The organism is Kiloniellales bacterium (assembly GCA_030066685.1).
In the GTDB taxonomy this organism is placed as follows: domain Bacteria; phylum Pseudomonadota; class Alphaproteobacteria; order Kiloniellales; family JAKSBE01; genus JAKSBE01.
This window is the reverse complement of sequence record JASJBF010000003.1, coordinates 127831-151325: the sequence shown is the minus strand read 5'-3', so window position 1 is coordinate 151325 and position 23495 is coordinate 127831. Positions and strand designations below refer to the sequence as shown.

Here is a 23495-nt window from a genome sequence, read left to right as displayed (position 1 = left end):
GTCACCCTTTGCCCAATTCCATGCCGTGCACTTTCGCCGTTTCGATTCCCGGCACGTGGTACACTTCCTTGTCGTAGCCGGGCTTGACCCGGCTATCCATGGCGCCCTTTGCTCGATGGATGCCCGGATCAAGTCCGGGCATGACAGCTAGTTCGAGTGTCGCCATCGCGCAAGCCTTGGCAGTTGCGAACGCCTCGCAACATCCAGTATGGCAGATGTGGCAAGCGGCGGTCATCCGGCGCAAGGCCTTGTCACAGATTTTTCCCGCCGGAGGCCACGGCGCCTGGCACGGCACCCGCCGCCGTCGTAGAAAGGCGCGCAGGACAGAGGAGGAGACGGCGGGATGAGCGACGACGTGCGAGGCAGGATGATCGAGCTGACGGCAGGCGACGGCCATCGCCTGAGCGCCTACCGGGCCAGGCCCGCGGGCGTGCCCAAGGCCGGCCTGGTCATCGTGCAGGAGATCTTCGGTGTCAACCGGCACATCCGCGCGGTGACCGAGGGCTTCGCCCGCGACGGCTATATGGCCGTCGCCCCGGCGCTCTTCGACCGGCGCGAGCGCGGTCTGGAGCTGGGCTACGAGGCCGAGGACGTCGCCCACGGCCGCGAGCTCAAGGCCGCGACCTCCTGGGAGGAGGCGGCCGAGGACACTGCCGCCGCCATCGCCGTCGCGGCCGAGGCCGGCAAGGTCGGCGTCGTCGGCTACTGCTGGGGCGGCTCGATCGCCTGGCTCGCGGCCTGCCGCCTGCCGGTGGCCGCCGCGGTCGGCTACTACGGCGGCCAGGTCCGCGAGCTGAGCGGTGAGACGCCGCGCTGCCCGGTCATGCTGCACTTCGGCGAGCAGGACTCGGCGATCCCGCTGGAGGACGTCGAGGCGGTCCGCAGCCGGCACCCAAAGGTGCCGATCCACCTCTACCCGGCCGGCCACGGCTTCAACTGCGATCTGCGCGGCAGCTACCACGCCGAGAGCGCCGCCCTGGCCCAGGAGCGCAGCCTGGCCTTCCTGGCCGAGCACCTGGGCTGACCCGGGCCCGACCCCGGGCGTACTTCCGCCCTGGCCAGCGCCGCCAAAGATCCCCATATCCCGCCCAACACGGCGACGACATCAGGGAGTTTCGGCCATGCGGCACGCCAGCATCAGACCTAGGACCCTTGCGGCCGGGCTCTCGCTCGCGGCGCTCTTCTTGCTTTCGGTCACCTTCGTGGCCCGGGCTGCCGAGACCCAGGACAGCGAGCGCCATGCCTTCAAGCTGGTCGAGGTGGCCGGCGGGCTCGACAGCCCCTGGGGCCTGGCCTTCCTGCCGGAGGGCGACATCCTGGTGACCGAGAAGCCCGGGCGTCTGCGCCTGATCCGCGACGGCATGCTGCGCCCCGAGCCCATCGAGGGCCTGCCGGAGATCGAGGAGGTCGGCCAGGGCGGCCTGCTCGACATCGCCCTGCATCCGGACTTTGCCGAGAACCGCATCCTCTACATCTCCTACGCCGGCAAGCAGGGCGGCCACTACGGCACCGAGGTCGCGCGCCTGCGCTTCGTTGAGGACCGCCTGGAGGGCCTCGACGTGCTCCTAGTGCTCCAGCCCAAGAGCGGCGGCGGCCGCCACTTCGGCTCGCGCCTGGTCTTCGACCGCCAGGGCCTGCTCTATGTCACCTCCGGCGACCGGGGCGATCCGGACAAGGCCCAGGACCGCGGCAACATGTACGGCTCGGTCCTGCGCATTCGCGACGACGGCGAGGTGCCCGAGGACAACCCCTTCGTCGGCCAGGCCGGCGTACGGCCGGAGATCTATTCCTACGGCCACCGCAATCCCCAGGGCATGACCCGGCGCCCGGGTACCGACCAGATCTGGGCGGTCGAGCACGGCCCGCGCGGCGGCGACGAACTGAACCTGGTTCGCGCCGGGGTCAACTACGGCTGGCCGGTCATTACCTACGGCCGCAGCTACGCCGGCTTCTCGATCGGCGAAGGCAGCGAGAAGGAGGGCATGGCCCAACCCGCCAAGTACTGGGTCCCCTCGATCTCGCCCTCGGGCCTGACCTTCTACGACGGCGCGGCCTTCCCCCAGTGGCGGGGCAACCTTTTCCTCGGCGCGCTCTCCGGCGAGATCCTGGTGCGCCTGGAGCTCGACGGCGACAGGGTCGCCCACGAGGAACGCCTGCTCGAGGACTTCGGCGAGCGCATCCGCGACGTTCGCCAGGGCCCCGACGGCTTCCTCTACATCCTGACCGACAGCGGCGACGGCCAGCTGCTCCGCCTCGAGCCGGCGGGGTGAGCGGGCGGCAGTCGCAATGCCCGGAGGATTGATATCCGACTGTCATCGCCGGAGCGCGTACGCGCGGCGCTTCGCGCGATCCGGCGATCCATCGAGCAAGCGGCACCATGGATGCCCGGATCAAGTCCGGGCATGACATCAGGTCTGGTGCTGGCGACTGAGCTTACCCGCACCCGCCTCACCCCTCGCTGCCGGTGATCAGGCGGGTGCCGCGGCGGAAGGTCAGGTAGGCCCAGAACCACTCCAGCATGACCGACATGCGGTTGCGGGTGCCGATCAGAAAGAAGACGTGGACCAGGCCCCAGAACCACCAGGCCAGGGCGCCCTTGAGCCGGAAGCGGCCGAAGTCGACCACGGCGGCCTGGCGCCCGATGGTGGCCAGGCTGCCCTGGTGCTGGTAGCGGAAGGGCGGCGGCGCCGCGCGCCCGACGATACGGTTGTGGATCACGCGAGCCACGTAGGCCCCGCCCTGCTTGGCCGCCGGCGCCAGGCCCGGCACCGGGTCGCCGTTCCAGGCGGTGCTGAGGCAGGTGTCGCCGATCACGAAAACCTCGGGCGCGCCCGGCACCGAGAGGTCCGGCCCGACCACCACCCGGCCGGCCCGGTCGTGCTCGGCGCCGAGCCACTTGTGCGCGGCCGAGGCGATGACTCCGGCGCCCCAGACCACGGTGCGGGCCGCAATCCGCTCGCCGCCGGCGACCACGCCGGTCTCGTCGATCTCCTCGACCCGGGTGCCGACCCGGACCTCGACGCCGAGGTCCTCCAGCGCCCGCCTGCTGTACTCCGAGAGGCTCTCGGTGAAGGCACCCAGGGGCCGCGGCCCGCCCTCGACCAGGATCACCCGCGCCCGGGTCGGGTCGGCGCGGCGGAAGTCGCCGGCCATGCCGTGGTGGGCCAGCTCGACCAGGGCGCCGGCGATCTCGACCCCGGTCGGGCCGCCGCCGATGACCACGAAGGTCAACCAGGCGGCCCGCTCCTCCGGGTCGTCGCAGTCCTCGGCCCGCTCGAAGGCCAGGAGGATGCGGCGCCGGATCGAGGTCGCGTCGTCGATCTTCTTGAGGCCGGGGGCCAGGGGCTCCCAGGCGTCCTTGCCGAAATAGCTGTGCCGGGCGCCGGTCGCCAGGATCAGGTAGTCGTAAGGCACCTCCCGCTCGCCGATCAGCACCCGCCGCGCGGCGCGGTCGACGCCGGTGACCCGGCCGAGCAACACCCGCACGTTGGCCTGGTCGCGGAAGACCGCGCGCACCGGCATGGCGATGTCGGCCGGCGAGAGCCCGGCCGTGGCGACCTGGTAGAGCAGCGGCTGGAAGAGGTGGTAGTTGCGGCGGTCGATCAGGGTCACCCGGCAGGGCGACTGCCGGAAGGCCTTGGCCGCCGCCAGGCCGCCGAACCCGGCGCCGACGATGACCACGTGGGGCAGCCGAGAGTCGTCCCAGTCCGGCGGGGCAAAGAGATGCGGATAGCGCGCGGCGACTCGCCCGGCGATCCAGCCGTCGAGGGTCAGACGCCCGCCGCCGCGGAAGGCCAAGACCGCGAGCAGCAGGATCGGGCCCGCCGCTGCCAGCCCGCCCAGCGCCAGCAGCGTCAGGCCGGCGGCCAGGGCGGCCACGCGGGTCAGGAAACCAAGCGCGAGCAGGGCCGCGACGACGTAGATCAGGCCCTGCAGAGCGGCCGGCCCGATCTCGATGCGCCAGCCGCTGAGCAGGAAGAAACGCCAGCCGCCGAGATCGCTGCCCAGGATCGCGAGCAGGATCAGCGCCGCGAGCAGGCGCATGAGGAGCAGCAGGACCGGCTCGCCCAGCTCGGCAAGCCGACGGCCCCAGCCGCTGACCCGGTCGACGCCGGGCAGCGCGATGCTGCGCGCGCCGGCGGCGAAGGCCCAGTCGAGGGAGATGTAGGAGGCGCCGGCGACGGTCAGCCAGACCAGGAGGGCGATCTCGGCCGCGTGGCCGGCGAAGCCGATCGCGGCGGTGACGCAATACCAGATGGTGACGGCGGCGACCGGCTGGGTCAGAAAGCCGAAGGCGAGCAGGAGGCCCAGCAGCGGCCCCACGGGCATCATCATGTCGACGGGAAAGAGGCGGAAGCCGAACCATAGCCGGATCGCCAGATCGAGCAGCGGCCAGATCGTCATGAGCGACAGGCCCTTCAGGACCTGGGACCAGCGAACCGTGTTGCAGACGATGGCCGGCGGCTCGGCGATCGCCGCGGCGGCCTGTGTGCGCGCGCTGTCCATTGTTCCTCCCCGAGACTCGGTCGTGCGAGCGACCGCTACGCTATCACTGCGGCCCCGCTCGGGCCACGCGACGGATCCGCGGGCACTGCGCCCCTTCGCACCAAGCCAAGTGGGCGAGCCGCTGCGAAAGGGCGAGACACGTTTTCGCTCGAATATCTCCCGACGATGTCACGGCGCCGTGAGACTTCACGCGCCTTCTGCTCGGCTCACCGAATGAAGATGGCGGAGACTCTCCAGTCTGCCGAAAAGCAGCGGCGCTGGAGCGTTCTGCGCGGGCTTGACCTGCATGGCGCAGCCGGGCGCCCGGCATCGACTATGGATCACCGGGTCAAGCCCGGTGATGACAGCTAGCACTGAATTTATTTTCCGGGCACTGTCGTGCCCGGACTTGATCCGGGCATCCATGGCCCCCTCCGCGGGGTCGAGCCACGCAGCACCCGCTTCGGCCCACCGCCCTCACGCCTATGCTTCCGCCTCACGCGCCGCGGCGAGCTCGGCCATGGAATTGAAGCGGAAGTCGATCCGGGGCATCTCGCCGGGGTCCATGGTGGCGCCGAAGCCCTCCTGGTCGTGGCGGCGGTAGATCCAGCAGGACTTGAGGCCGTGCCTGTTCGCCGGGGCGTGGTCGTGGAACAGGCTCTCCGCCGTGTGCAGGACGTCGGCCTTGCCGAGGCCGAGGGTCGCGAGCTTGTCCAGCATGTAGTCGAAGTTGCCGTCCGCGGGCTTGTAGGACCCGATGTCCTCGGCCGTGTAGATGGCGTCGAACTCGACGCCGAGCTTGGCGTTGCTGGCGGCGAAGCTCTCGTTGTCGACGTTCGACAGGATGACCAGCTTGTAGTGCCGCTTGAGACTGCGCAGCGCCTCGGCGCTGTCCGGGAAGGCCGGCCAGTCCTTCACCGACCGGCCATAGGCGAGGCAGTCCGCCCAGGGCAGGGCGACGCCCCACTCCTCGGCCAGGCGGCGGCAGACCACGGCCAGGAGGTCGCGGTAGCGCATGCCGGGGGTCTGGCGCTGCTGCGCGGATTCGTGGCGGGCGTGGGCCTCCAGGATCTCGTCCCGGGTCAACGGCCGCCCTACGCGCTCGGTCAAGGGCTCGAGCGCGGCGACCATGCCGCTCTCCCAGTCGATCAGGGTGCCGTAGCAGTCGAAGGTCAGGACCTTGAAGTCGCTCAGTCGCATGGCGGTCTCTCCTCGTTTCGAGACCAGACTTATCCCACCGCGCCGCGGCCTGTCTTGACCCCGCCGCTCAGATTTTTGACCCAGGCCCTCGGCGCCGGCGGCTGTGGTCCCGCCGATAGCGCGCCGGTGTGACGCCGGCCTCCCGCCGCAGCGCTCGGGTCAGCGCGCTCTGCTCCGAATAGCCGCAGTCCAGCGCGATCTCGGCGATCGGCTTCCGGGTCGTGGCGAGCAAGGCCTTGGCGCGCTCCAGGCGCAGGCGTCCCAGGTAGCGCATGGGGGAGCTGCCGTGCCAGGCGCCGAAGTGACGGTGCAAGGTCGCAGGGCTGACTCCGGCAACCGCTGCGATCTCGTCCGTGGTCAGCGGCGAATCGTAGCGCCGATGGAGGAAGGCGGTGGCCCGCCGCAGTGCCTGCGGCGCCCCAGTCTCCGCACCGCGCGCGCAATGGGTCAGGCCCTGCAGGATCAGTTTGCCCAAACTCGACCGAAAGGCCGCGGGCGCGAGCGCGTCCTGCGGTCGCGAGCGCGCGAAGAGCAGCAGCCCTTGCAGGCCCTCGTCGAGACCCAGGAAGGGCGCATCTGCGGCCAGGTCCCAGAGCTCCGCCGCCGCCGCGCAGCCCCGCGCCGGCACGTCCAGGATCAGGAAGCGGTTGTCGCCGCGCGCCCGGAAGGCGTGCTCCCGCCCTGCCGTGATCACCGCGGCCGTGGTCTCGTCGACGGCCGCGCCGGCAATGTCGGTCTCCATCTCGAGCCGGCCCTCGAGCGGCAGCACAATCTGGTGATGGGGATGACGGTGGACCTCCTGCGCCGGCGCATAGGACCGCAGGCTGAGCCGGCTTTCTGCCGCCGATGTCGACATGGCGCATCTCTCCGAATCGCAAGCGGGTGCAGAGGCGTGCCCCGCCATACTAACGGCCTGCGCGGCGGCCGGAAATGCCGCCGCGTCGCGGGCGCGGCCCCTGCCGTGGCTGTCGATCGGACAGGTGGCCCGGCAGGCGTCGGGTTCAGCTGTCGTGGCCCTTCGCGATCGGAAACAGCTTGAAGAAGGGCGCGGCCCCCTCCCAGTTCGGATCGGCCTCCATCCTGTACTCCCAGGGGCGCGGCCTGGACGGATCCTTGATCAAGACCTGCAAGGCCTCGTGGGCGATCTCGGGGTCGTGGACGTAATAGTCCAGCTCGCACTGCTCGTTCCAGGTGCTCCGCGCCAGGAAGAGGACGTTCGCAGCCCCCTGATCCGTCGTCGCGTCGAGGAGCGTGGCTTCGATCTTCTCGGCCAGATCCAGCAGCACATCACTTTCCGCCCGGGACGGCATGCCGTTCTCGGCGATGTCCTTCGCCTCGATGCGGACCATCAGATGCCAGGGAAAAACATCGAAGGCTGTGAAGGCGAGCAAGGCTTCGTTGACCACGACCACGTCGGGGAGCCCCTGCCGGACGGCATTGAACAGGGTGTAGATCGGCTCGGGCGGCTTTAGCCGGACGGTCTTCTCGGTCATCATATTCGCCTCTATTCCGCCGCCACGGCGTGCACAACGCCTCCGACGGCTGCCCCGTCCTAAAGGAAACAGGTTAACAAAGCGGCAGGCGGCCCGAAGGCCCGGGTGAGCCGGCCCGGGAAGGCCCCGGCCAGTCCGGCGCGTCACCGCTCAAAGCCCCTGGCGCGACGTTCCGCCAAGTGTGATCCTGGCGGGGATCTTCGCCTGCAGGAGGAGCCCGATATGTCCAAGACCGTCACCTACCTGAACCCGCCGGGCGCGCCGGCGCCGCTGGGCCTTTACAGCAACGTCGCGATCGCCGAGCCCGGGCGGCTTGCCTTCATCGCCGGCCAGGTCGCGGTCGATGCCGCAGGCGAGATCGTCGGACCGCACGACGTCGCGGCCCAGACCCCGGTGGTGCTGGACAACATCGGTCTGATCCTCGCGGACCTCGGTATCGGCTTCTCGGAGGTGCTGGAGTTCACCACCTACATCGTCGGCCCGGAGTCGCGCGAGCCCTGGCTCGCCGCCCGCACGGCGGCCTACGATCGCCTCTTCCCGGAGGGTAACTACCCGGCCAACACTTTGCTGATCATCGGCGGCTTGGCCCGGCCCGAGCTGATGGTCGAGGTCTCCGCCGTCGCGCGCCTGCCGGGGTGAGGCCGGGTCCGTGGACACCGAGGCGCTGCTGCGCATCGCCCGCGAGACCATCGGCAAGGTGACCTATTGCTTCGCGGTCACCGTGGCGGATGGGCAGACGGAGGCCAATGCGCGGGTCATCCAGCCGAGCGCGCTGCGCGAGGACTGGAGCGTCGGCTTCATGACCAACCGGCGCTGCCGCAAGGTCGCGGAAATCGAGCGTTCCGGCCGTCTGACCCTGGCCTACCAGTACGATCCCGAGGCCGCCTACGTCGCGTTGCTCGGCCGGCCGGAGATCATCGACGACGTCAAGGTGAAGCGCTCGGTCTGGCGCGACGAAAGCTACCGCTGGCACCCGGGCGGACCGGAGGATCCGGACGTGGTCCTGGTCGAGCTGGCCACCGACCGCATCGAGCTCTGGAACCTGAAGCGCGGGGTCGCGCCGGCGCCCGAGGGGTTGAACTCGGTGGTCCTAAAGCGCGACGGCGACGGCTGGACCTACGGCGAGACCTGGCCGCCATAGCGGCGCACCCGCCGGCGTTGAAGCCACTTGGCCTTGGTCCGGGTTTCGCGCTTCCCATGGCGCCTTTGCCGGCTAGGCGGAAGAGAGCCAGGGGTGCGTCTTCAGGACGTTGCGTATCCTGGCCCTCACCGAGGCGGCCTCGTCCCGCTGGCCGAGCCGCAGGCGTTCGGCAACCTCGTCCCTGAGATCGGCGAATTGTGCCGCCAGCTCCGCCAGCGCGGTGTACGACCAGGCGCGGACGAACTTGTTCTCGTCCCGCAGGCTGCGCCCGAGCAGGCGATGCAGGTCCTCCTTGCAGCCCTCGGGAACCTGCACGACCGGCAGGATCTGGAGAAGATGCAGCCTTGCTTCCCAGTCAGCGACCTGATCGAGCAGGTCCAAGAGGGCTTCGACCTCCGGCTCGGAGAAGGCAGCGCCGCCCTCCTGGAGCCGCTTCAGCAACCATGTGGCCGCCGCCTGCAGCAGAGGATCGTCGCGCCGGGCAAGGCCGATGAGCTCCCGGATGACCTGCGGATCCGGGGAGAGCCGCGCGGCGAGGTCTTCCAGCGGGGCGATGTGCTTGCCGTCGAAGGCCGCAATCTCGTCGAGGAGAGTCATGGCGTCTCGGCCGGACTCCCGGTCCCCTTCAGCCGGGCGACCTCGGCCTCCAGCTCCAGGATGCGGGCCTTGAGCTTGCCGATGCCCGGGGCCAGGTCCTCTTCGGTAAAGCGCGGGGTGATGTGCTGGGGACAGTTGACGTCCCAGGCCTCGACGGTGAAGAGGATCGCGCGCTCGGGCTTGCCCGGATAGTCCGAATCGGCCAGGCGCTCCAGCAGGAAGGGATCGTCCTCCACCACCTTGGCCCGGCCCCAGACCTTCACCCTGCGCCGGTTCGCATAGTCCATCAGGAAGAGCTGCGCACGGTCGTTCTCCGAGAGGTTGCCGAGGGAGATGTACTGGCGGTTGCCGCCGAAGTCGGCGAAGCCCAGGGTCTCCTCGTCGATCACCCGGAGGAAGCCCTTGGGGCCGCCGCGGTGCTGGATGTAGGGCTGGCCCTCGGCGCTGGCGGTCGCCAGATAGAAGGAATCGCGCTGGGCGAGGAAGCCGGCCAGGTCGGGGGTGACGGCCGTCTTCCAGCCGTCCTTCTCCTCCATCCGGGCGTAACCGGCGCGCGAGCCCAGCCTCTCCTGCATCGCCTTGACGGCAGGGCTGAAGGCGACGTCGCTGCTGTAGGTCCGGGTCATGCGCAGGCGCCCTCCGTGCCGTCCTCGGCAGCGTGCGAGGGGTCCCGCACCTGGCCGTAGTTCTCGTAGCTGCCGAGCAGCTCGATGAGCGCGGCGGTCTCAGCCGCGGCCCGGCTTCGCTGGGATCTCGAAGTGGCTCTTTGCATGATCCGTCTCCTGGCCGCGCCGCCGCCCGGCAGGTTCCGGACGGCGACTGCGGCAGTCTAGCCTATGCCGCCTGGGGCGCGGCGACCTCCACGACCGGGAAGTCGACCTCGGTCCGGGCGACGTGGTTGAAGTAGTTGGTAAAGATGTTGAGCGCGACGGTCGCGACGATCTCGCCGATGGTGGCGTCGTCGGCCCCGGCGGCGCGCACCGCGGCGATGTCGTCGTCGCTCACCCAGCCCTTCTTGTCCACCAGGGCGATGGCGAAGGCGAGGATGGCCGCGGTCTCGGGGTCCTCGGCCGCGCCAGCCAGGTTGCGTGCCGCCTCGGCCTCGCTCAGACCCAGGCCCTTGCCGATCGCGGTGTGGGCCGAGGCGCAGTATTCGCAGGCGTTGGCGCCGGCCACGGCCAGGGCGATCTGCTCGCGCTGCCGGGCGCTCAGGCCCGTGCCGCCGAGGTTCTGGCTGAAGCCGAGGTAGCTTTCCAGAACCGCCGGCGAGGCGGCCATGGTGCGGAAGAGGTTGGGCACCACGCCCAGCTTCTTCTGGACGCCGTCCAGCAGGACCTTGGCCTTGCCTTCGGCGGCGGCGGGATCGATGGGGGTCAGGCGCGGCATAGGGACTCTCCTTTTCGTCTCTGTCGCTTTGAAACCTTGAACTGCGTCGGGCCGGCGGGCGCGACACTGCTCTGATCCTTGATATAGACAGACCTGTCTGTTTTACAAGAGGCGACTGACAAGAGATGTGCGCTGGAACCAGGTTCCTTGATTTTCCGGCAAAAAGTCCGCATCTATGGGACATGGATAGAGCAAGGAACAGCAGACAGGGCAGTCCAACGGGCAAAGGAGCAGACCGTCCTGTCCAGACGGTCGGGGTAGCACCATGACCGCGACCCGCCGCGACCACCTGGTCGACACCGCGGCCAGGCTCTTCGCCCGCCACGGCTTCCACGCCACCGGCATCGACCGCATCCTGGCCGAGGCCGGGGTCGCCAAGATGACCCTCTACAAGCACTTCCGGTCCAAGGACGAGCTGATCCTGGCCGCGCTCCGGCGCCGCGACGAGGAGTTTCGCAACTGGTTCCGGCGCAAGGTCGAGGCCAAGGGCGCGACGCCGCGGGCGCGGCTGCTGGCGGTCTTCGACGCGCTCGAGGCCTGGTTCGGGCACCCAGACTTCGCCGGCTGCACCTTCGTCGCCGCGGCCGCCGAGTTCCACCCGGCCGAGGACCCGATCCACGCCGCCGCCGCCGAGCACAAGCGCCTGCTGCTGGCCTTTCTGCGCGACCTGGCCGCCGAGGCCGGCGCCCGCGATCCCGAGACCCTGGCCCGGGAGCTCGGCCTGCTCATGGAGGGCGCCACCGCCCTCGCCCACGTCTGCGGCGAAAAGGACCTCACCGCCGCCCGCCACGCCGCCAGGCTGCTGATCGACGAGGCGCTCGCGGCCTAGATCAAGATCGGCTCAGATTGAACCAATCTGAGCCGTGAATCTTGATCTATTTTAACAAGTTAGAGCATGATTCGCGTGTCACACCACGTCGGTGCGACACGATCATGCTCCAGGCCTTCGCCGGGCTTTCGTCCGGACCTCGTGCTTGCGCTAGACTGCGCCGGTGACAACGGCACCGGGAGCCATGCCATGACCCTCGCCCTCACCGAGGCCGAGCGCGAGACCGCGAAGCGCGACGACGCCGCCGGCCTGGCGCTGCGGGTGGTGGCGGAGGCGGCACGTCTGCTCGGCGCCGAGCGGCTGATCCCGATCGCCTCGGCGCATATCGACGGCTGCCTTTACCACGGCGATGCCGGGGTCGCCTTCGCCGAGCGGCTGGTCGCGGGCGGCGGCCTGGTCGCGGTGCCGACCACCCTCAACGTCGGCGCCCTCGACCTGCTGCACCCCGATCGGGTGCGGGCGGCGCCCGCGCGACAGGCCGCGGCGCGGCGCCAGATGGCGGCCTACGGCGCGCTCGGCTGCCGGCCGACCTGGACCTGCGCGCCCTACCAGGCCGGGCACCGGCCGGCCGCGGGCGAGGACGTCGCCTGGGGCGAAAGCAACGCCGTGGCCTTCTGCAACTCGGTGCTGGGCGCCCGGACCAACCGCTACGGCGACCTGCTCGACATCTGCTGCGCCCTGGCCGGCCGGGCGCCGGACTGCGGCCTGCACCGGCCGGAGAACCGCCGCGCCACGGTCCTGATCGAGACGGGCGGCATCTCTGCGGCTCTGAAGGACAGCGAGGTCTTCTATCCAGTGCTGGGCGCCTGGCTGGGCGCCGAGGTCGGCGGGGCCGTCCCGGTGATCGCGGGCCTGCCGGCGGGCCTGAGCGAGGACCGGCTGAAGGCCCTGGGCGCGGCCGCGGCCTCGACCGGCGCGGTCGGTCTGTTCCACGTCGCCGGCGTGACTCCGGAGGCGCCCAGCGTCGAGGCCGCCCTCGGCGGCCAGGCACCCGAGCGCCGGATCGCGCTCACCCCCCAGGCCCTGCGCCGGGCCCGCGACCGGCTCTCGACCTCGCTCGCCGAGACGGTCGACGCCGTCGCCCTGGGCTCGCCGCACTTCTCCTACGAGGAGTTCGGCCGCCTGGAAGCCGTCCTGAAGGGCCGGGAGATCAGACTGCCCTTCTATGTCTGCACCGGCCGCCACGCGGTCGAGCGCCTGGAGTCCGAGGGTCGGCTGCGGCCTCTGGAGGAGGCCGGGGTCACCTTGGTCACCGACACCTGCGTGGTGGTGACGCCGATCCTGCCGCGCGACGGCGGCGTGCTAATGACCAACTCCGGCAAGTTCGCCCACTACGCGCCGGGCACCATCGGCTACGGCGTGGTCTATGGCAGCCTGGAGGACTGCGTCGCCACGGCGGCCGACGGCCGGGTCACCCGGGACGAGAGCCTCTGGCAATGACGGCGGACGCGCTTCACGGAGAGGTCCTGCTGCCGGGTGCCGCGGAAGGCGCGGTCCTCAAGCTCGACCGGCCGATCAGCTTCTGGGGCGGCGTCGATCCGGAGAGCGGCCGGATCAGCGATCCGCGCCATCCTCAGCATGGCGAGGCGGTCGGCGGACGGGTCCTGGTGATTCCCGAGACCATCGGCTCCTCCTCCGGCTCCGCCGTGATGCTGGAGCTGATCGCCCGCGGCCTGGCACCGGCCGCCGTGATCCTGGGCAAGCCCGACGCGATCCTGATCCTGGGAGTCGTGGTTGCCTTGGAAATGGGCTACCGCAATCCGCCGCCGGCCGTTCTGCTGCCGCCGGCGGACCAGGCGGCCCTGGTCACCGGACAGGCCTGCCGGATCGGGCCGGAGGGATCGATCGAGACCGGCCCCGCTCCGGCCGGGTCGGCGTGACCTCGACCCGGCAGCAGCGCTCGAAGCGGTTATAGGCCCGGTCGAAGTCGCGGCCGCCGTCGAACTCCAGGATCAGGTCGACCCAGGCGTAGCTGGCCCCGAAGCGCGCGCAGAGGGCGCGGACCCGCCCAGCGCTGAAGGCGGCGCCCCGGGTCTTTAGATAGCGCTCGATCTTGGCCGGATCCCGGTCAGTCGCCAGGGCAAGCACCGGCCAAGCAAGGCCCAGCACGCGGCTGGTGGCGAGCGGCAGGTGGCTGGCCGCCAGCACCCGGTGGCCACGGCCCAACAGCCGGACCAGCCCGCCCAGATCGCGAAGCCCCCTGCATTCGTCGACAACCACCAGCTCCGTCGAGCGGTCCAGGCGCCGCCAATCGATGGCAGGGCCGGTAATGTGGCTGCAGGGCCGCCCTCGGAACGCCGGATGCGCCTGCAGCAGCCAAGCGATGGCCGTCGACTTGCCGCTGCCGCTGACGCCGTGCAGCGCGAGCAGGCGGACATCCGAGAGGTCCCGGGCCAAGAGGCCCAGATGGTCGTCAAAGCGGCCGCTCTGCGCCAAGCCGGTCATGCGCTCAGGAAATCCTTGTAGGCCAGGACTTGCGTGGGCCCGACCAGCTCCTGGTCAACGAAGTCCGCATGCAGGAGCTGGACCTCCCAGCGCAGATCAACCCCGTGGCTGCCGCCCAGCATCGCCGGCGGGTAGAGCGCAGCGAACATCGGGTCGAAGCGGAGGCGATCCTTGAAATAGTCGCCGATTGGGTACTTGGCGGGAATTCGGCTGACCGTCTTCTCATAGAGCACCACGCCGCGCACCGGCTCCTGGAAGGACACCGTCACCGTTTCCGTGCCGCGCCGCTCCCGGTACTTGCCGCATTCCAGGTTGCAGGCCACGATTCGCAGGGTCACGTCCTCCAGTGGCACCCGCGAACGCCCGCCGACCAGCTCGGAGACACGGTAGTCGATGCCGCGCTCGATCCGCGCCGGCAGCTCGGCCAGGCGGAACTGCATGTACTTGCGGAGCTGGCGTCGCATCAGGAACCAGATCCCGGCGCCCAGCGCGCCGCTGGCCATCAGCGCCTTCACCAGAGGGCTTTCGGAGTCACCGTCGCCGTCATAGTGGGAATAGAGCCAGGTCGCGGCCTCCGCCGAAGCCTGGTCGTGAAGGCCGATCAGGGCGTTGACCAGCATCGCCAGGCCGCCGACGGTGGCCATGCCCAGGGTCAAGGCCTGGTTCTGCGGCGGGATCGCTTTCAGGTTGGCGAAGAAGCGGAAGGCGTCGCCCGGCTCGATGATTTCCCCGGCATCGGTGTTGAGCTGCGGCTTCCCGCCGATCCGGATCAGCTGCTCCTCGGAGACCTTGGTGTCGAAGAGCAGGCCGTCGTCGACCCGCACCCGGGTGTGCAGCCGCAGGTCGACGTGCTTGCCTACGTAGCTGTAGAAGCGGAGCCTGTCGGCCGGGATGCGAAACTCGGTCTCGCCGCCGTGGACCCGAAACGCCTCGCTGTGCAGCGTCTCGCTGCTGTCGATCCCGCTGCTGCGCTTGACCTCGACCTCGGCGACCAGGCTGAACTCGGCGTCGTGGCCGAGCAGCTCCGGGTCGTTGACGCGCACTCTGCAGACGATGGGCGCCGCGCTGTCGGTCTCGTCCTGCACGAGCTCCATGTCGATGGCTGCGGCCATGTGTTCCCTCCGTCCTGGCGGCCTGGGAATGGAAGACGTCGAACCCCGAAGTCGAAAGGAACCTCGACAGACGGTGAGTCGAACCCGGCCTGACGGTCAGCCTTCAGGCGGTACCAGGGCGATCTGGAAGTCGGCGTAGCGCTTCTTGAGCGCCATCCGGAGGGTGATCAAGACGGCGAGCCCGTAGATCGCCATTGCGGCGACCTGGCCGACCAGATCGATGGTGCGAAGATCCAGGCCCATTGCGCCCATGACGAAGCCCAGGGCCCAGCCCAGGACCAGGACCGCGAGGGTCCCGATGATCGCGGCCCGCCAGATAACCAGCCACCAGACTACCAGCACCCGGCCCCAGGTGGCCTCCAGGTCTCGACCGACATGGTTCGACACGGCTTGCCCCCGCTTGTGATTCCCCGATCCCAGGCCTATAGCACGAAGCTCGTCGGCGCGGCCCGGAAGATTTGCGGCCGGGGCTAGCCCTCGTCGAAGCTGAGCGCGACCCCGTTGCCGGCCTCCGGGGCAAGCAGGACCGAGTTGCCCGCGTCCTCGAAGGGTATGCCCGCTTCGGAAAGACAGGCCCGGACCGCCGCCACCGCGCCGACCTCGATGCCCAGATGGGCGATGAAGGGCGGCTCGGCCGGCGCCTCGAAGTCCAGAACGTCGGGGCGCAGGAATTGCAGCGGGACGCCGCCGAAAAGCAGGTCCGCCGCCGCCGGCTTGACCAGGAAGACGTCGACGTCCCGGCCCCAGATCTCGGCATAGGCCTGGGCCGTGACGGCGGGGTCCTCGACCGCGACCGTGACCCGGCGGATCCCCAGCGCCGTGTTTGGGTGCGCCGTCCATTGCGGCTGCCAGACCAGGTCGCGGGTCAGGTGCTGGCAGAGGAAGGCCTTGAGGCCGGGCGTCGCTTCCGGCGGCAGGTGGACCAGGCTGAAGGCCGGCAGGGCATCGCCCTCGGGCAGCTCGAGGATCCGCTTCAGGTCCTTGGGGCCGTCGATCGCGATGCCGCGGGCGGTCAGCTCGGCGGCGGCGGCGACCGCGTCCTCGGTCGCGAAGGCCAGCCCCAGGACGCCTTCGCGCGCCTCGAGAAAGCGGTCAAGGTCGTTGGTGAACTGGCCGGGGTCGACGATGCCCAGCAGCTCGATGTAGTCGCGCTGGAACATGATGCAGTAGTTGGCGGTGCCCCAGCCGATGTGCCGGCCGCGCGGGGTCACCGTGAACCCAAGCCGCGTCCAGGTCGCGTGGGCGGCCTCGAGGTCGCGCACACCGATCAGCGCGTGGTCGATCCCTGTGATGGGGCCCTGGCTCAAGGTTCGTTCCGGGCGCCTAGCGCAGGGCGGAGGCGATGTTGCCGCCGTCGACGTTGACGACGGCGGCGGTCGTCTTGTCCGCGAGGGCCAGATCGACGAAGACCCGGGCGACGTCGTCGGCATGAACCTCGCGATGCAGGAGGTTGTCGCGCAGGAGCTCCTCCGAGCTGACCCCGCGGGCCAGGGCGCGCTTGGCGATGGTCTCCTCGGTCAGGACACCGCTGCGCACGCCCTCGGCACTGACCGCGTTGGCCCGGATGCCGTCGACCCCGTAGTCGACCGCGAACTGGCGGACCAGGGCCAGCGTCGCCGCGTTGGGCAGTCCGTAGGGGCCGGCGCCGGCGCTGGGGCTAATCGCCTGGCGCGAGGTGTTGAACAGGAGCGCGCCGCCGGTGCCCTGCTGCAGCATGATGCCGACCGCCGCCTTGGCCGCCCGGTAGTGGGCGAAGAAGTTCAGTTCGAAAGACTGCCTGAGCTCGGCCTCCTCGACCTCGCCGATGCGGCCCTGCCAGGTCTTGCCGGCGTTGGAGACTAGGATGTCAAGACCGCCGAAGGTCTCGCAGACCCGCTCGAAAGCCTGCGCCAGGGCGGTCTCGTCAGTCACGTCGCAGCGGATCGCGAGGGCCCGGATCGCCTGGGCGAAGGAGCGCATGCCGTCGAGATCGAGGTCGACCAATGCGACCTCGGCGCCCTGGGCGTGGAAGGCCCGCGCCGTGGCGCGGCCGATCGCCCCGGCGCCGCCGGTCACGACCGCGACCTGGCCGGCCAGCGGCTGCGCCTCGCCTTCCCAGCGTGCGGCGCCCGCGCCCAGGGCGTACTCGGCATCGAAGATCTCGGCCTCGTCCAGGCTCTCGTAGCGGCCGAGCGACTCGGCGCCGGCGACCGTGCCGATCGTGGCCTCCATCAGGTCGGCCGTCGCCGCCGCGGCCGCGGCGTCCGGACCGGCGGCGAAGAAGCCGAGCCCGCGCACCAGGGCGATCCGCGGCAGGGGATCGTGCAGCCGCTCGCCGCTGGTCAGCCGCTCAGCATGGCGCCGGAAGTAGCTGCGGTAGTCGGCGGCATAGTCCTCGATCGCGCGCCGGGCCGCCGAGGCGAAGGCGGCGCGGCGGCCGAGCTCCGGCGCCGGCAGGATAACCGGCCAGGGCTTGGTATGAGGCAGGTTCTGCGGCGTCGTCGGGCCGGCCAGGGCGTAGCGGGACAGCTCGATCCCGTTGACGAAGTCGCGGATCACCTCGTCGCTGCGAAAGGTCAGGACGCAGCGCCGGTAGCGGTCGCCGACCCCCTCCGAGAGGGCCAGGGCGCCGCGCAGGATCGGTGCGATCTCGGCCGGCTCGGCCAGGCGGCGCGGCAGCTCGACCGGGGCGAAGACCCGTCGCTTGCCCTTGCGCAGCCGCCGCTCCGCCAGGTCGACCAGGCTGACCATGCGCTCGTAGGACTCGCGGGCGTCGTCACCGAAGGTCACAATGCCGTGCTTGACCAGGATCAGGCCCTCGACCTCCGGAACGGCGTCGAAGGCGGCCTTGGCCGCCTTGGCCAGCTCGAAACCGGGCGGCGCGTAGGGCACCACGGCCAGGGCCTCGCCGAAGACCTCGCGGCAGAGCGCCTCGCCTTCGGCCTGGTCGGTCAGGGCCAGGACGGCACTGGCATGGCAGTGATCGACGTAACGCTGCGGCAGGAAGGCGTGCATCAGGGTTTCGACCGGAGTCTCCGGCGCCTCGGGCTCCAGCAGGTTGCGCCGCTGGATCCTGGCTTGGTCCTCGCCCGCCAGTTCCTGCAGGCGCTCCAGGGCGCGCAGCGGCTCGAGGCGCAGGGCCGGCAGGCCGGCGACCGTGATTTCGGCCATGTCGACGCCCCGGCCCTGGACGCAGAGCACGTCGACCGATTCGCCGGTAACGTCCTTGATCCGGGTCTTGACCGAGGTGCTGCCGTCCTCGCCCTGCACCACCAGCCGGCGCTCGGCGCCGATCAGGCGGGTCGCGTAGACGCGAAAGGCGAGGTCGGCGGCGACGCCCCGCTCGCCGAGTTCGCGGACCAGCGCCTGCGCGTCGTCGTCTTTCCAGCTGCTTTCGGCGCCCCGGCCCTTGCCGAGCCAGGGCTTTTCGCGCCCGGGCCTGTCGCTCCGGGCCTTCTCGGGCGCCGGCTCGCCGAGCCGCACAGGCCCGAGCTTCAGGGGTCCGCGGCCCTTGCCTTCGACGCTCACGTCCGGGACCTCGCCTGGCAGGTCGTCAAGAGGCGTCTCCCGCGCCCCCGGCGGGCGCGAGGACGCGGCCGGCGACCGCGGACAGCCGGGCCATCTGCTCGGCCGAGCGGGCCTGCGGCTGGGTGATCAAGGCGGCGTCCAGGGCCCGCTGGCAGCCCTTCTCGCAGGGCGCGTCGCGGTCCCGCAGCCGCGGCGCGGTCGCGCGCACCAGGCTGCGCGCCTTGCCGGCGTTTTCGAGCAGGACCTTGACTACCTGCTCGACGCTGACGTGGTCGTGGTCGTCGTGCCAGCAGTCGTAGTCGGTGACCATGGCGACCGTCGCGTAGCAGATCTCGGCCTCGCGCGCGAGCTTGGCCTCGGGCATGTTGGTCATGCCGATCACGTCGCAGCCCCAGGACCGGTAGAGCTCGGATTCCGCCCGGGTCGAGAACTGCGGGCCTTCCATGACCATGTAAGTGCCGCCGCGATGGCGGGGAATCCCGAGACTGGCCGCCGCGGCTTCGAGGTGGTCGCCGAGGCGGCCACAGACCGGCTCCGCCATGGAGACGTGGGCCACCATGCCCTCGCCGAAGAAGCTCTTCTCGCGGGCGAAGGTGCGGTCGATGAACTGGTCGACGATCACGAAGGTGCCCGGCGCTAGGTCCTCGCGCAGCGATCCCACGGCGCTGATCGAGACGATCTCGGTGACGCCGCTGCGCTTCAGGGCATCGATGTTGGCCCGGAAGTTGAGCCCCGAGGGCGGCAGCCGGTGGCCGCGGCCGTGGCGCGGCAGGAAAACGATCCTTTGGCCGTCGAGCTCGCCGAACAGCAGTTCGTCCGAAGGCGCCCCGAAGGGGCTTTCGACCCGGCGCCATTCGGTCTTCTCGAGACCTTCGATGTCATAGACTCCGCTGCCGCCGATCACGCCCAGGACCGCCGGCACCCCTGCTTGCTCTGCCATCACCCACCACGCATAGCCAGGAAGACCAATCCTTTACGCCAGCCCGGCGGGTTTTCCAAGTCCGGGCAATCCATCAGGGACCGCCGCCTCACCCACCGGCCCGACGACGAAGGGGCCGCGGCGACAGGCCGCGACCCCCTGGAAAACCGCCTGATCCGGCGAGATTCAGTGAAGATCCGACCAGATCTTCTTCTTGGCCGCGTAGAGGATGCCGGTCAGGACCAATAGGAACAGAATCACAGTGACGCCCATGCTCTTGCGGGTCTCGAGATTGGGCTCGGCGGTCCACATCAGGAACGCGGTGACGTCCTCGGCCATCTGCTCCACCGTCGCCGGGGTGCCGTCGGCGTATTCGATCAGATCCTCATAAAGCGGCGCCGGCATGGCGATCTGATGGCCGGGAAAGTAGGCGTTGTAGTACATCCCATCCATCAGTTCGACGCCGGCCGGCGGCTCCTCCGGATAGCCGATAAGGAGCGCGTAGCTATAGTCCGCCCCCCCCTTGCGCGCCTTGGTCATCAGCGAGAGGTCCGGCGGATAGGCACCGTTGTTGGCGGCCCGTGCGGCCTGCTCGTTGGGGAAAGGCAGGGGGTAACGGTCGGCCGGGATCGCCGCCCGCTCGAACATCTCGCCGTCATCGTTCGGGCCGTCCATCACCGTGTATTCCGCGGCCAGGGCTTTGACCTCGTCAGGGGTGTAGCCCAGGTCCAAGAGATTGCGGAAGGCGATGTACTTGATCGAATGGCAGGACGCGCAGACTTCGCGGTAAACCTGGAAGCCCCGCTGCAACTGGGCCCGGTCGAAAGTGCCGAACAGGCCGGAAAAGCTCCAGCTATGCGAGGGGATCGCAACCCCTTCCGCCGCCTGGGCGGCGCCGGAACCAAAGCCAAGCAGCGCGGTCAGGCCGAGGGCAAAGAGTCTCTTCATCAGGCCTTCTCCATCGGCTTGGCGGCGGCGCCGGCGACCATGCCGCCGCCCGACAGGACCGGTTGGCTTATCGACACCGGCAGAGGCCGGGGCCGTTCGAAGATCCCGAGCAACGGCAGAACTACCAGGAAATGAGCGAAATAGTAGGCCGTTGCCACCTGCCCGATGATCACGAAGGGCACGCCGTGGAAGGTCGCATCGGGCGAGTTTGCCCCGACCCAGCCGAGCACGAAGCAATCCAGCACCAGGATCCAGAAGAACCACTTGTAGTAGGGCCGGAAGGCGCTGCTGCGTACCGGCGACCGATCCAGCCAAGGCAGGAAGAAGAGGATCAGGATCGAGCCGAACATCAGGATGACACCGCCGAGCTTGGCCGGGATGATCCAGAGGAAGTCAAAGGTGACCGCGCGAAGGATCGCGTAGAAGGGCAGGAAGTACCATTCGGGCACGATATGCGCCGGCGTCGAGAGCGGGTTGGCCTCGATGTAGTTCTCGGGCTCGCCCATGGCGTCCGGAGCGAAGAAGATCACCGCCGCCAAAAGGGTCAGGAAGACGCCGAGCCCAAAGAGATCCTTTACCGTGTAGTAGGGATGGAAGGGAATGCTGTCCTGCGGACCCTTGGTGTCGATGCCCAGTGGGTTGTTCGAGCCGAAGCGGTGCAGCGCCCAGATGTGCAGGATCACGACCCCGACGATCAGGAAGGGGAAGAGATAGTGCAGCGAGAAGAAGCGGTTAAGGGTCGCGTTGTCGACCGCCGGGCCGCCCCAGAGCCAGGTCGTGATGGCATCGCCGACGATCGGGATCGCGGTGAAGAAGTTGGTGATCACCGTGGCGCCCCAGAAGCTCATCTGGCCCCAAGGCAGCACGTAGCCCATGAAGGCGGTGGCCATCATCAGCAGCAGGATTACCAGGCCCAGCATCCAGAGCAGCTCTCGCGGCGCCTTGTAGGAGCCGTAGTAGAGCCCGCGGAACACGTGGATATAGACCACGATGAAGAAGAAGAAGCTGGTGTTCACGTGGATGTCGCGGATCAGCCAACCGAAGTTGACGTCACGGTCGATCCTCTGGACCGAGTCGAAGGCGTAGTCCACGTGCGGGGTATACTGCATCGCCAAGGTGATGCCGCTGACGATCATGATCACCAGCGCAATGCCCGCCAGCGAGCCAAAGTTCCACCAGTAGCTGAGGTTCCTCGGCGAGGGATAAGAGCTTCCCAGGGAATGGTCCAGGAAGGAGAAAATCGGCAACCGGTATTCGATCCACCGGAGTACCGGGTTCTTGAGCTGCAGGCCACTCACGGTTCTAAAGCTCCCTTAACCGATCTTGATCGTGGTGTCGTCCAGGAAGACGTAAGGCGGCACCGGCAAGTTGGTCGGCGCGGGCCCCTTGCGGATACGGCCCGAGGTGTCGTAGTGCGAGCCGTGACAGGGGCAGAGCCAGCCGCCAAATTCACCGCGCGGATCGCCGGCCCGTTGGCCCTTGGGCACGCAGCCCAAGTGGGTGCAGACCCCGACCATGACCAGCCACTCCGGCTTCTCGACCCTGTCGTCGTCGGTTTCGGGGTCGATCATCTCGCCCGGCTCCGCCGCCTTCGCCGCCTCTATTTCGTCCTGTGTACGATGCCGAATGAAGATCGGTTTGCCCTGCCACATCACGGTGATGGCCTGGCCCTCGGCGATCGGTGAGATGTCGACTTCGACCTCGGCCAGCGCCAGAACGTCGGCCGACGGATTCATCGAATCCAGAAAAGGCCAGACGACCGCGGCCGTGCCGACCGCCCCCATCCCGCCAGCGAGCAGGTAGAGGAAATCGCGCCGCGTTTCGCCCTCTCCGCCGTGTGGCGGTTTCGCGGTCTCTGCCATGTCTACTGATCCCTCCAAAAATACAGTGGTCCGGGTTCCGAAAACCGGTTGTTCCTTCTTGGCCGCCAAAGCCGGGCGTCGCCGATAGAACCTTCAGTCTCTATACGCCTGAACCGCCACGGCGGACGCCATCCCGCCCGCGTAACGCAGGCCTTGCCCCGCGGCAGGCATATAGAGGAAATTCCCGGAGAAAGCAAAACCTCAAAGCCCCCTCGAAGGCCCTCCTCGCCCGGATGCCAAGAGCTTGCGCCTAGTCCTCTTCCAGCCCGACATTCCCCAAAACGCCGGCGCGTTGATGCGCCTTGCGGCCTGCCTCGGCGTCGCCGTCGACATCATAGAGCCCTGCGGCTTCGCGCTTTCGGATCGGCGCATGAAGCGTGCCGGCCTCGACTATCTCGACCTCGCCGGCGTGATCCGGCACCGCTCCTGGGCCGCCTATCGCGAGGCGGCAGCCGGGCGGTTGCTCCTGCTGACCACCGGAGGCGACGTCCGCCATTGCGATTTTCTTTACAAACCCTGTGACAGTCTTATGGTCGGCCGCGAAAGTGCCGGCGTTCCACAAGAGGTGCACGACGCCTGCGACGCCCGGCTGCGAATTCCGATGAGGTCCGGCCTCCGCTCGCTCAACGTGGCCACGGCAGCGGCTCTGGCGCTGGGAGAAGCACTGCGCCAGACCGGACTCTTTCCCGAAGGAGAGGCATGAACGACGTCACGACAAGCGAGCAGCAGCGCCGCGCAGCCGCCTGGTTCGAAGAGCTGCGCGATTCGATCTGCGCCGAGTTCGAGAAGATCGAGGACGAGCTAATCGGCGACAACGCCACCCGCTTCGCCCACATGCGCCCCGGGCGCTTCAAGCGCAGCGAATGGCAGCGCGAAGGCGGCGGCGGCGGCGTCATGTCGGTCATGCGCGGCCGGGTCTTCGAAAAGGTCGGGGTCAACGTCTCCACAGTCTGGGGACGCTTCTCGCCGGAGTTCGCCAAGCAGATCCCCGGCGCCGCCGAGGATCCGCGCTTCTGGGCCAGCGGCATCAGCCTGGTCGCCCACCTGCAGTCGCCCCTGGTGCCGGCGGTGCACATGAACACCCGCCACATCGTCACCACCAAGTCCTGGTTCGGCGGCGGTGCCGACCTGACGCCAATGTTCCCCGAGGACCAGGACACTGCGGACTTCCACGCGGCCCTCAAGGAGACCTGCGACCGCCACGGCGCCGACTACTACGAGCGCTTCAAAAAGTGGTGCGACGAGTACTTCTACTTGAAGCACCGCGATGAGCCGCGCGGCGTCGGCGGGATCTTCTACGACAACCTGGAGAGCGGCGACTGGGAGGGCGATTTCGCCTACACCCAGGACGTCGGCCGCTGCTTCCTGGACATCTATCCCAAGATCGTGCGCCGCCACATGGGCCGGCCCTGGAACGAGAAGCAGCGCGAGCACCAGCTGCAACGCCGTGGCCGCTACGTCGAGTTCAATCTGCTCTATGACCGCGGCACCAAGTTCGGCCTGATGACCGGCGGCAACGTCGAGGCGATCCTCATGAGCCTGCCGCCCAACGTCGCCTGGCCTTGAGCTCG

General features: G+C 69.2%; 27 protein-coding genes. 9 read left to right on the top strand and 18 right to left on the bottom strand.

What is annotated here, in order from left to right; all coding sequences use genetic code 11:
• Position 1: 1 nt before the first annotated feature.
• Positions 2–166, bottom strand: coding sequence for a hypothetical protein (locus QNJ30_04470; GenBank protein MDJ0942690.1), 165 nt, complete (start codon positions 164–166; stop codon positions 2–4).
• Positions 167–343: 177 nt separating this feature from the next.
• On the opposite strand from QNJ30_04470, the gene QNJ30_04465 reads away from it, so the two are divergent.
• Both QNJ30_04465 and QNJ30_04460 read left to right on the top strand, forming a co-directional pair.
• Positions 344–1024, top strand: coding sequence for a dienelactone hydrolase family protein (locus QNJ30_04465; protein ID MDJ0942689.1), 681 nt, complete (start codon positions 344–346; stop codon positions 1022–1024).
• A gap of 97 nt (positions 1025–1121) precedes the next feature.
• Positions 1122–2270 (top strand): PQQ-dependent sugar dehydrogenase, encoded by a 1149-nt coding sequence (locus QNJ30_04460; protein MDJ0942688.1) that lies wholly within the window; start codon positions 1122–1124, stop codon positions 2268–2270.
• Positions 2271–2448: 178 nt separating this feature from the next.
• Here the strand turns inward: QNJ30_04460 and QNJ30_04455 are convergent, their stop codons facing one another.
• The 4 genes from QNJ30_04455 to QNJ30_04440 form a co-directional block, all read right to left on the bottom strand.
• On the bottom strand, positions 2449–4506 hold the full coding sequence (locus tag QNJ30_04455) for an NAD(P)/FAD-dependent oxidoreductase (protein MDJ0942687.1): 2058 nt from the start codon (positions 4504–4506) through the stop codon (positions 2449–2451).
• Positions 4507–4968: 462 nt separating this feature from the next.
• Positions 4969–5685: a haloacid dehalogenase type II gene (locus QNJ30_04450; GenBank protein MDJ0942686.1), complete on the bottom strand. Its 717-nt coding sequence runs from the start codon at positions 5683–5685 to the stop codon at positions 4969–4971.
• A 67-nt stretch (positions 5686–5752) separates the two neighbouring features.
• Entirely contained in the window at positions 5753–6541 is a 789-nt protein-coding gene (locus QNJ30_04445; GenBank protein MDJ0942685.1) for an AraC family transcriptional regulator, read from the bottom strand.
• Positions 6542–6686: 145 nt separating this feature from the next.
• A complete protein-coding gene (locus QNJ30_04440; GenBank protein MDJ0942684.1) occupies positions 6687–7178 on the bottom strand; it encodes a DUF695 domain-containing protein in 492 nt (163 codons plus the stop codon).
• A gap of 222 nt (positions 7179–7400) precedes the next feature.
• On the opposite strand from QNJ30_04440, the gene QNJ30_04435 reads away from it, so the two are divergent.
• Together QNJ30_04435 and QNJ30_04430 are read left to right on the top strand one after the other, a co-directional pair.
• Positions 7401–7817, top strand: a complete 417-nt coding sequence (locus tag QNJ30_04435) for a RidA family protein (GenBank protein ID MDJ0942683.1) — start codon at positions 7401–7403, stop codon at positions 7815–7817.
• A 10-nt stretch (positions 7818–7827) separates the two neighbouring features.
• A complete protein-coding gene (locus tag QNJ30_04430; GenBank protein MDJ0942682.1) occupies positions 7828–8319 on the top strand; it encodes a pyridoxamine 5'-phosphate oxidase family protein in 492 nt (163 codons plus the stop codon).
• A gap of 72 nt (positions 8320–8391) precedes the next feature.
• On the opposite strand, the gene QNJ30_04425 is transcribed toward QNJ30_04430, so the two are convergent.
• The 4 genes from QNJ30_04425 to QNJ30_04410 all read right to left on the bottom strand — a co-directional run bounded on the left by QNJ30_04425 (position 8392) and on the right by QNJ30_04410 (position 10302).
• Complete coding sequence (locus tag QNJ30_04425; protein ID MDJ0942681.1) at positions 8392–8916, bottom strand: hypothetical protein; 525 nt, start codon at positions 8914–8916, stop codon at positions 8392–8394.
• Positions 8913–9542 carry a pyridoxamine 5'-phosphate oxidase family protein gene (locus tag QNJ30_04420; protein ID MDJ0942680.1) on the bottom strand — a complete coding sequence of 210 codons (630 nt, stop codon included), beginning with the start codon at positions 9540–9542 and terminating at the stop codon, positions 8913–8915. Before QNJ30_04420 ends, QNJ30_04425 begins: the two co-directional genes overlap by 4 nt.
• Positions 9539–9688, bottom strand: a complete 150-nt coding sequence (locus tag QNJ30_04415; protein ID MDJ0942679.1) for a hypothetical protein — start codon at positions 9686–9688, stop codon at positions 9539–9541. The genes QNJ30_04420 and QNJ30_04415 overlap by 4 nt, the downstream gene beginning before the upstream one ends.
• Positions 9689–9750: 62 nt before the next feature.
• Positions 9751–10302 carry a carboxymuconolactone decarboxylase family protein gene (locus QNJ30_04410; GenBank protein MDJ0942678.1) on the bottom strand — a complete coding sequence of 184 codons (552 nt, stop codon included), beginning with the start codon at positions 10300–10302 and terminating at the stop codon, positions 9751–9753.
• Between the two features lie 265 nt (positions 10303–10567).
• Here QNJ30_04410 and QNJ30_04405 point away from each other — a divergent pair, with 265 nt between their 5' ends.
• From QNJ30_04405 to QNJ30_04395, 3 genes are all read left to right on the top strand, one after another.
• Positions 10568–11131: a TetR family transcriptional regulator gene (locus QNJ30_04405; protein MDJ0942677.1), complete on the top strand. Its 564-nt coding sequence runs from the start codon at positions 10568–10570 to the stop codon at positions 11129–11131.
• A gap of 189 nt (positions 11132–11320) precedes the next feature.
• On the top strand, positions 11321–12571 hold the full coding sequence (locus tag QNJ30_04400) for an aconitase X catalytic domain-containing protein (GenBank protein ID MDJ0942676.1): 1251 nt from the start codon (positions 11321–11323) through the stop codon (positions 12569–12571).
• Positions 12568–13011 carry a DUF126 domain-containing protein gene (locus QNJ30_04395; GenBank protein MDJ0942675.1) on the top strand — a complete coding sequence of 148 codons (444 nt, stop codon included), beginning with the start codon at positions 12568–12570 and terminating at the stop codon, positions 13009–13011. The genes QNJ30_04400 and QNJ30_04395 overlap by 4 nt, the downstream gene beginning before the upstream one ends.
• Here the strand turns inward: QNJ30_04395 and QNJ30_04390 are convergent.
• The 9 genes from QNJ30_04390 to petA form a co-directional block, all read right to left on the bottom strand.
• A complete protein-coding gene (locus QNJ30_04390; protein MDJ0942674.1) occupies positions 12938–13576 on the bottom strand; it encodes a hypothetical protein in 639 nt (212 codons plus the stop codon). The two genes, QNJ30_04395 and QNJ30_04390, sit on opposite strands and share 74 nt — an antisense overlap.
• Positions 13573–14688, bottom strand: a complete 1116-nt coding sequence (locus QNJ30_04385) for a hypothetical protein (protein ID MDJ0942673.1) — start codon at positions 14686–14688, stop codon at positions 13573–13575. Before QNJ30_04385 ends, QNJ30_04390 begins: the two co-directional genes overlap by 4 nt.
• A gap of 96 nt (positions 14689–14784) precedes the next feature.
• Positions 14785–15075 carry a hypothetical protein gene (locus QNJ30_04380; protein ID MDJ0942672.1) on the bottom strand — a complete coding sequence of 97 codons (291 nt, stop codon included), beginning with the start codon at positions 15073–15075 and terminating at the stop codon, positions 14785–14787.
• A gap of 83 nt (positions 15076–15158) precedes the next feature.
• Positions 15159–15995, bottom strand: a complete 837-nt coding sequence (locus QNJ30_04375; protein MDJ0942671.1) for a VOC family protein — start codon at positions 15993–15995, stop codon at positions 15159–15161.
• A 16-nt stretch (positions 15996–16011) separates the two neighbouring features.
• The gene (locus tag QNJ30_04370; GenBank protein MDJ0942670.1) at positions 16012–18195 is read right to left on the bottom strand and encodes a bifunctional aldolase/short-chain dehydrogenase; all 2184 of its coding nucleotides are present in this window, start codon (positions 18193–18195) and stop codon (positions 16012–16014) included.
• A 25-nt stretch (positions 18196–18220) separates the two neighbouring features.
• On the bottom strand, positions 18221–19135 hold the full coding sequence (locus tag QNJ30_04365; GenBank protein MDJ0942669.1) for an S-methyl-5'-thioadenosine phosphorylase: 915 nt from the start codon (positions 19133–19135) through the stop codon (positions 18221–18223).
• A 165-nt stretch (positions 19136–19300) separates the two neighbouring features.
• Positions 19301–20062: a cytochrome c1 gene (locus QNJ30_04360; GenBank protein ID MDJ0942668.1), complete on the bottom strand. Its 762-nt coding sequence runs from the start codon at positions 20060–20062 to the stop codon at positions 19301–19303.
• On the bottom strand, positions 20062–21360 hold the full coding sequence (locus QNJ30_04355; protein MDJ0942667.1) for a cytochrome b N-terminal domain-containing protein: 1299 nt from the start codon (positions 21358–21360) through the stop codon (positions 20062–20064). Before QNJ30_04355 ends, QNJ30_04360 begins: the two co-directional genes overlap by 1 nt.
• Before the next feature lie 15 nt (positions 21361–21375).
• Positions 21376–21924 (bottom strand): ubiquinol-cytochrome c reductase iron-sulfur subunit, encoded by a 549-nt coding sequence (gene petA / locus QNJ30_04350; protein ID MDJ0942666.1) that lies wholly within the window; start codon positions 21922–21924, stop codon positions 21376–21378.
• A gap of 244 nt (positions 21925–22168) precedes the next feature.
• Here petA and QNJ30_04345 point away from each other — a divergent pair, with 244 nt between their 5' ends.
• Both QNJ30_04345 and hemF read left to right on the top strand, forming a co-directional pair.
• On the top strand, positions 22169–22627 hold the full coding sequence (locus QNJ30_04345; GenBank protein ID MDJ0942665.1) for a TrmH family RNA methyltransferase: 459 nt from the start codon (positions 22169–22171) through the stop codon (positions 22625–22627).
• Complete coding sequence (gene hemF / locus QNJ30_04340; protein MDJ0942664.1) at positions 22624–23490, top strand: oxygen-dependent coproporphyrinogen oxidase; 867 nt, start codon at positions 22624–22626, stop codon at positions 23488–23490. Before QNJ30_04345 ends, hemF begins: the two co-directional genes overlap by 4 nt.
• Positions 23491–23495 lie beyond the last annotated feature (5 nt).

Coding starts and splice junctions, on each gene's coding strand:
- QNJ30_04440 (MDJ0942684.1), bottom strand. CDS start 7,178: ATGACCGAGAAGACCGTCCGGCTAAAGCCGCCCGAGCCGATCTACACC.
- QNJ30_04470 (MDJ0942690.1), bottom strand. CDS start 166: ATGGCGACACTCGAACTAGCTGTCATGCCCGGACTTGATCCGGGCATC.
- hemF (MDJ0942664.1), top strand. CDS start 22,624: ATGAACGACGTCACGACAAGCGAGCAGCAGCGCCGCGCAGCCGCCTGG.
- petA (MDJ0942666.1), bottom strand. CDS start 21,924: ATGGCAGAGACCGCGAAACCGCCACACGGCGGAGAGGGCGAAACGCGG.
- QNJ30_04455 (MDJ0942687.1), bottom strand. CDS start 4,506: ATGGACAGCGCGCGCACACAGGCCGCCGCGGCGATCGCCGAGCCGCCG.
- QNJ30_04460 (MDJ0942688.1), top strand. CDS start 1,122: ATGCGGCACGCCAGCATCAGACCTAGGACCCTTGCGGCCGGGCTCTCG.
- QNJ30_04465 (MDJ0942689.1), top strand. CDS start 344: ATGAGCGACGACGTGCGAGGCAGGATGATCGAGCTGACGGCAGGCGAC.
- QNJ30_04360 (MDJ0942668.1), bottom strand. CDS start 20,062: ATGAAGAGACTCTTTGCCCTCGGCCTGACCGCGCTGCTTGGCTTTGGT.
- QNJ30_04450 (MDJ0942686.1), bottom strand. CDS start 5,685: ATGCGACTGAGCGACTTCAAGGTCCTGACCTTCGACTGCTACGGCACC.
- QNJ30_04445 (MDJ0942685.1), bottom strand. CDS start 6,541: ATGTCGACATCGGCGGCAGAAAGCCGGCTCAGCCTGCGGTCCTATGCG.
- QNJ30_04395 (MDJ0942675.1), top strand. CDS start 12,568: ATGACGGCGGACGCGCTTCACGGAGAGGTCCTGCTGCCGGGTGCCGCG.
- QNJ30_04390 (MDJ0942674.1), bottom strand. CDS start 13,576: ATGACCGGCTTGGCGCAGAGCGGCCGCTTTGACGACCATCTGGGCCTC.
- QNJ30_04385 (MDJ0942673.1), bottom strand. CDS start 14,688: ATGGCCGCAGCCATCGACATGGAGCTCGTGCAGGACGAGACCGACAGC.
- QNJ30_04400 (MDJ0942676.1), top strand. CDS start 11,321: ATGACCCTCGCCCTCACCGAGGCCGAGCGCGAGACCGCGAAGCGCGAC.
- QNJ30_04410 (MDJ0942678.1), bottom strand. CDS start 10,302: ATGCCGCGCCTGACCCCCATCGATCCCGCCGCCGCCGAAGGCAAGGCC.
- QNJ30_04405 (MDJ0942677.1), top strand. CDS start 10,568: ATGACCGCGACCCGCCGCGACCACCTGGTCGACACCGCGGCCAGGCTC.
- QNJ30_04415 (MDJ0942679.1), bottom strand. CDS start 9,688: ATGCAAAGAGCCACTTCGAGATCCCAGCGAAGCCGGGCCGCGGCTGAG.
- QNJ30_04435 (MDJ0942683.1), top strand. CDS start 7,401: ATGTCCAAGACCGTCACCTACCTGAACCCGCCGGGCGCGCCGGCGCCG.
- QNJ30_04420 (MDJ0942680.1), bottom strand. CDS start 9,542: ATGACCCGGACCTACAGCAGCGACGTCGCCTTCAGCCCTGCCGTCAAG.
- QNJ30_04365 (MDJ0942669.1), bottom strand. CDS start 19,135: ATGGCAGAGCAAGCAGGGGTGCCGGCGGTCCTGGGCGTGATCGGCGGC.
- QNJ30_04425 (MDJ0942681.1), bottom strand. CDS start 8,916: ATGACTCTCCTCGACGAGATTGCGGCCTTCGACGGCAAGCACATCGCC.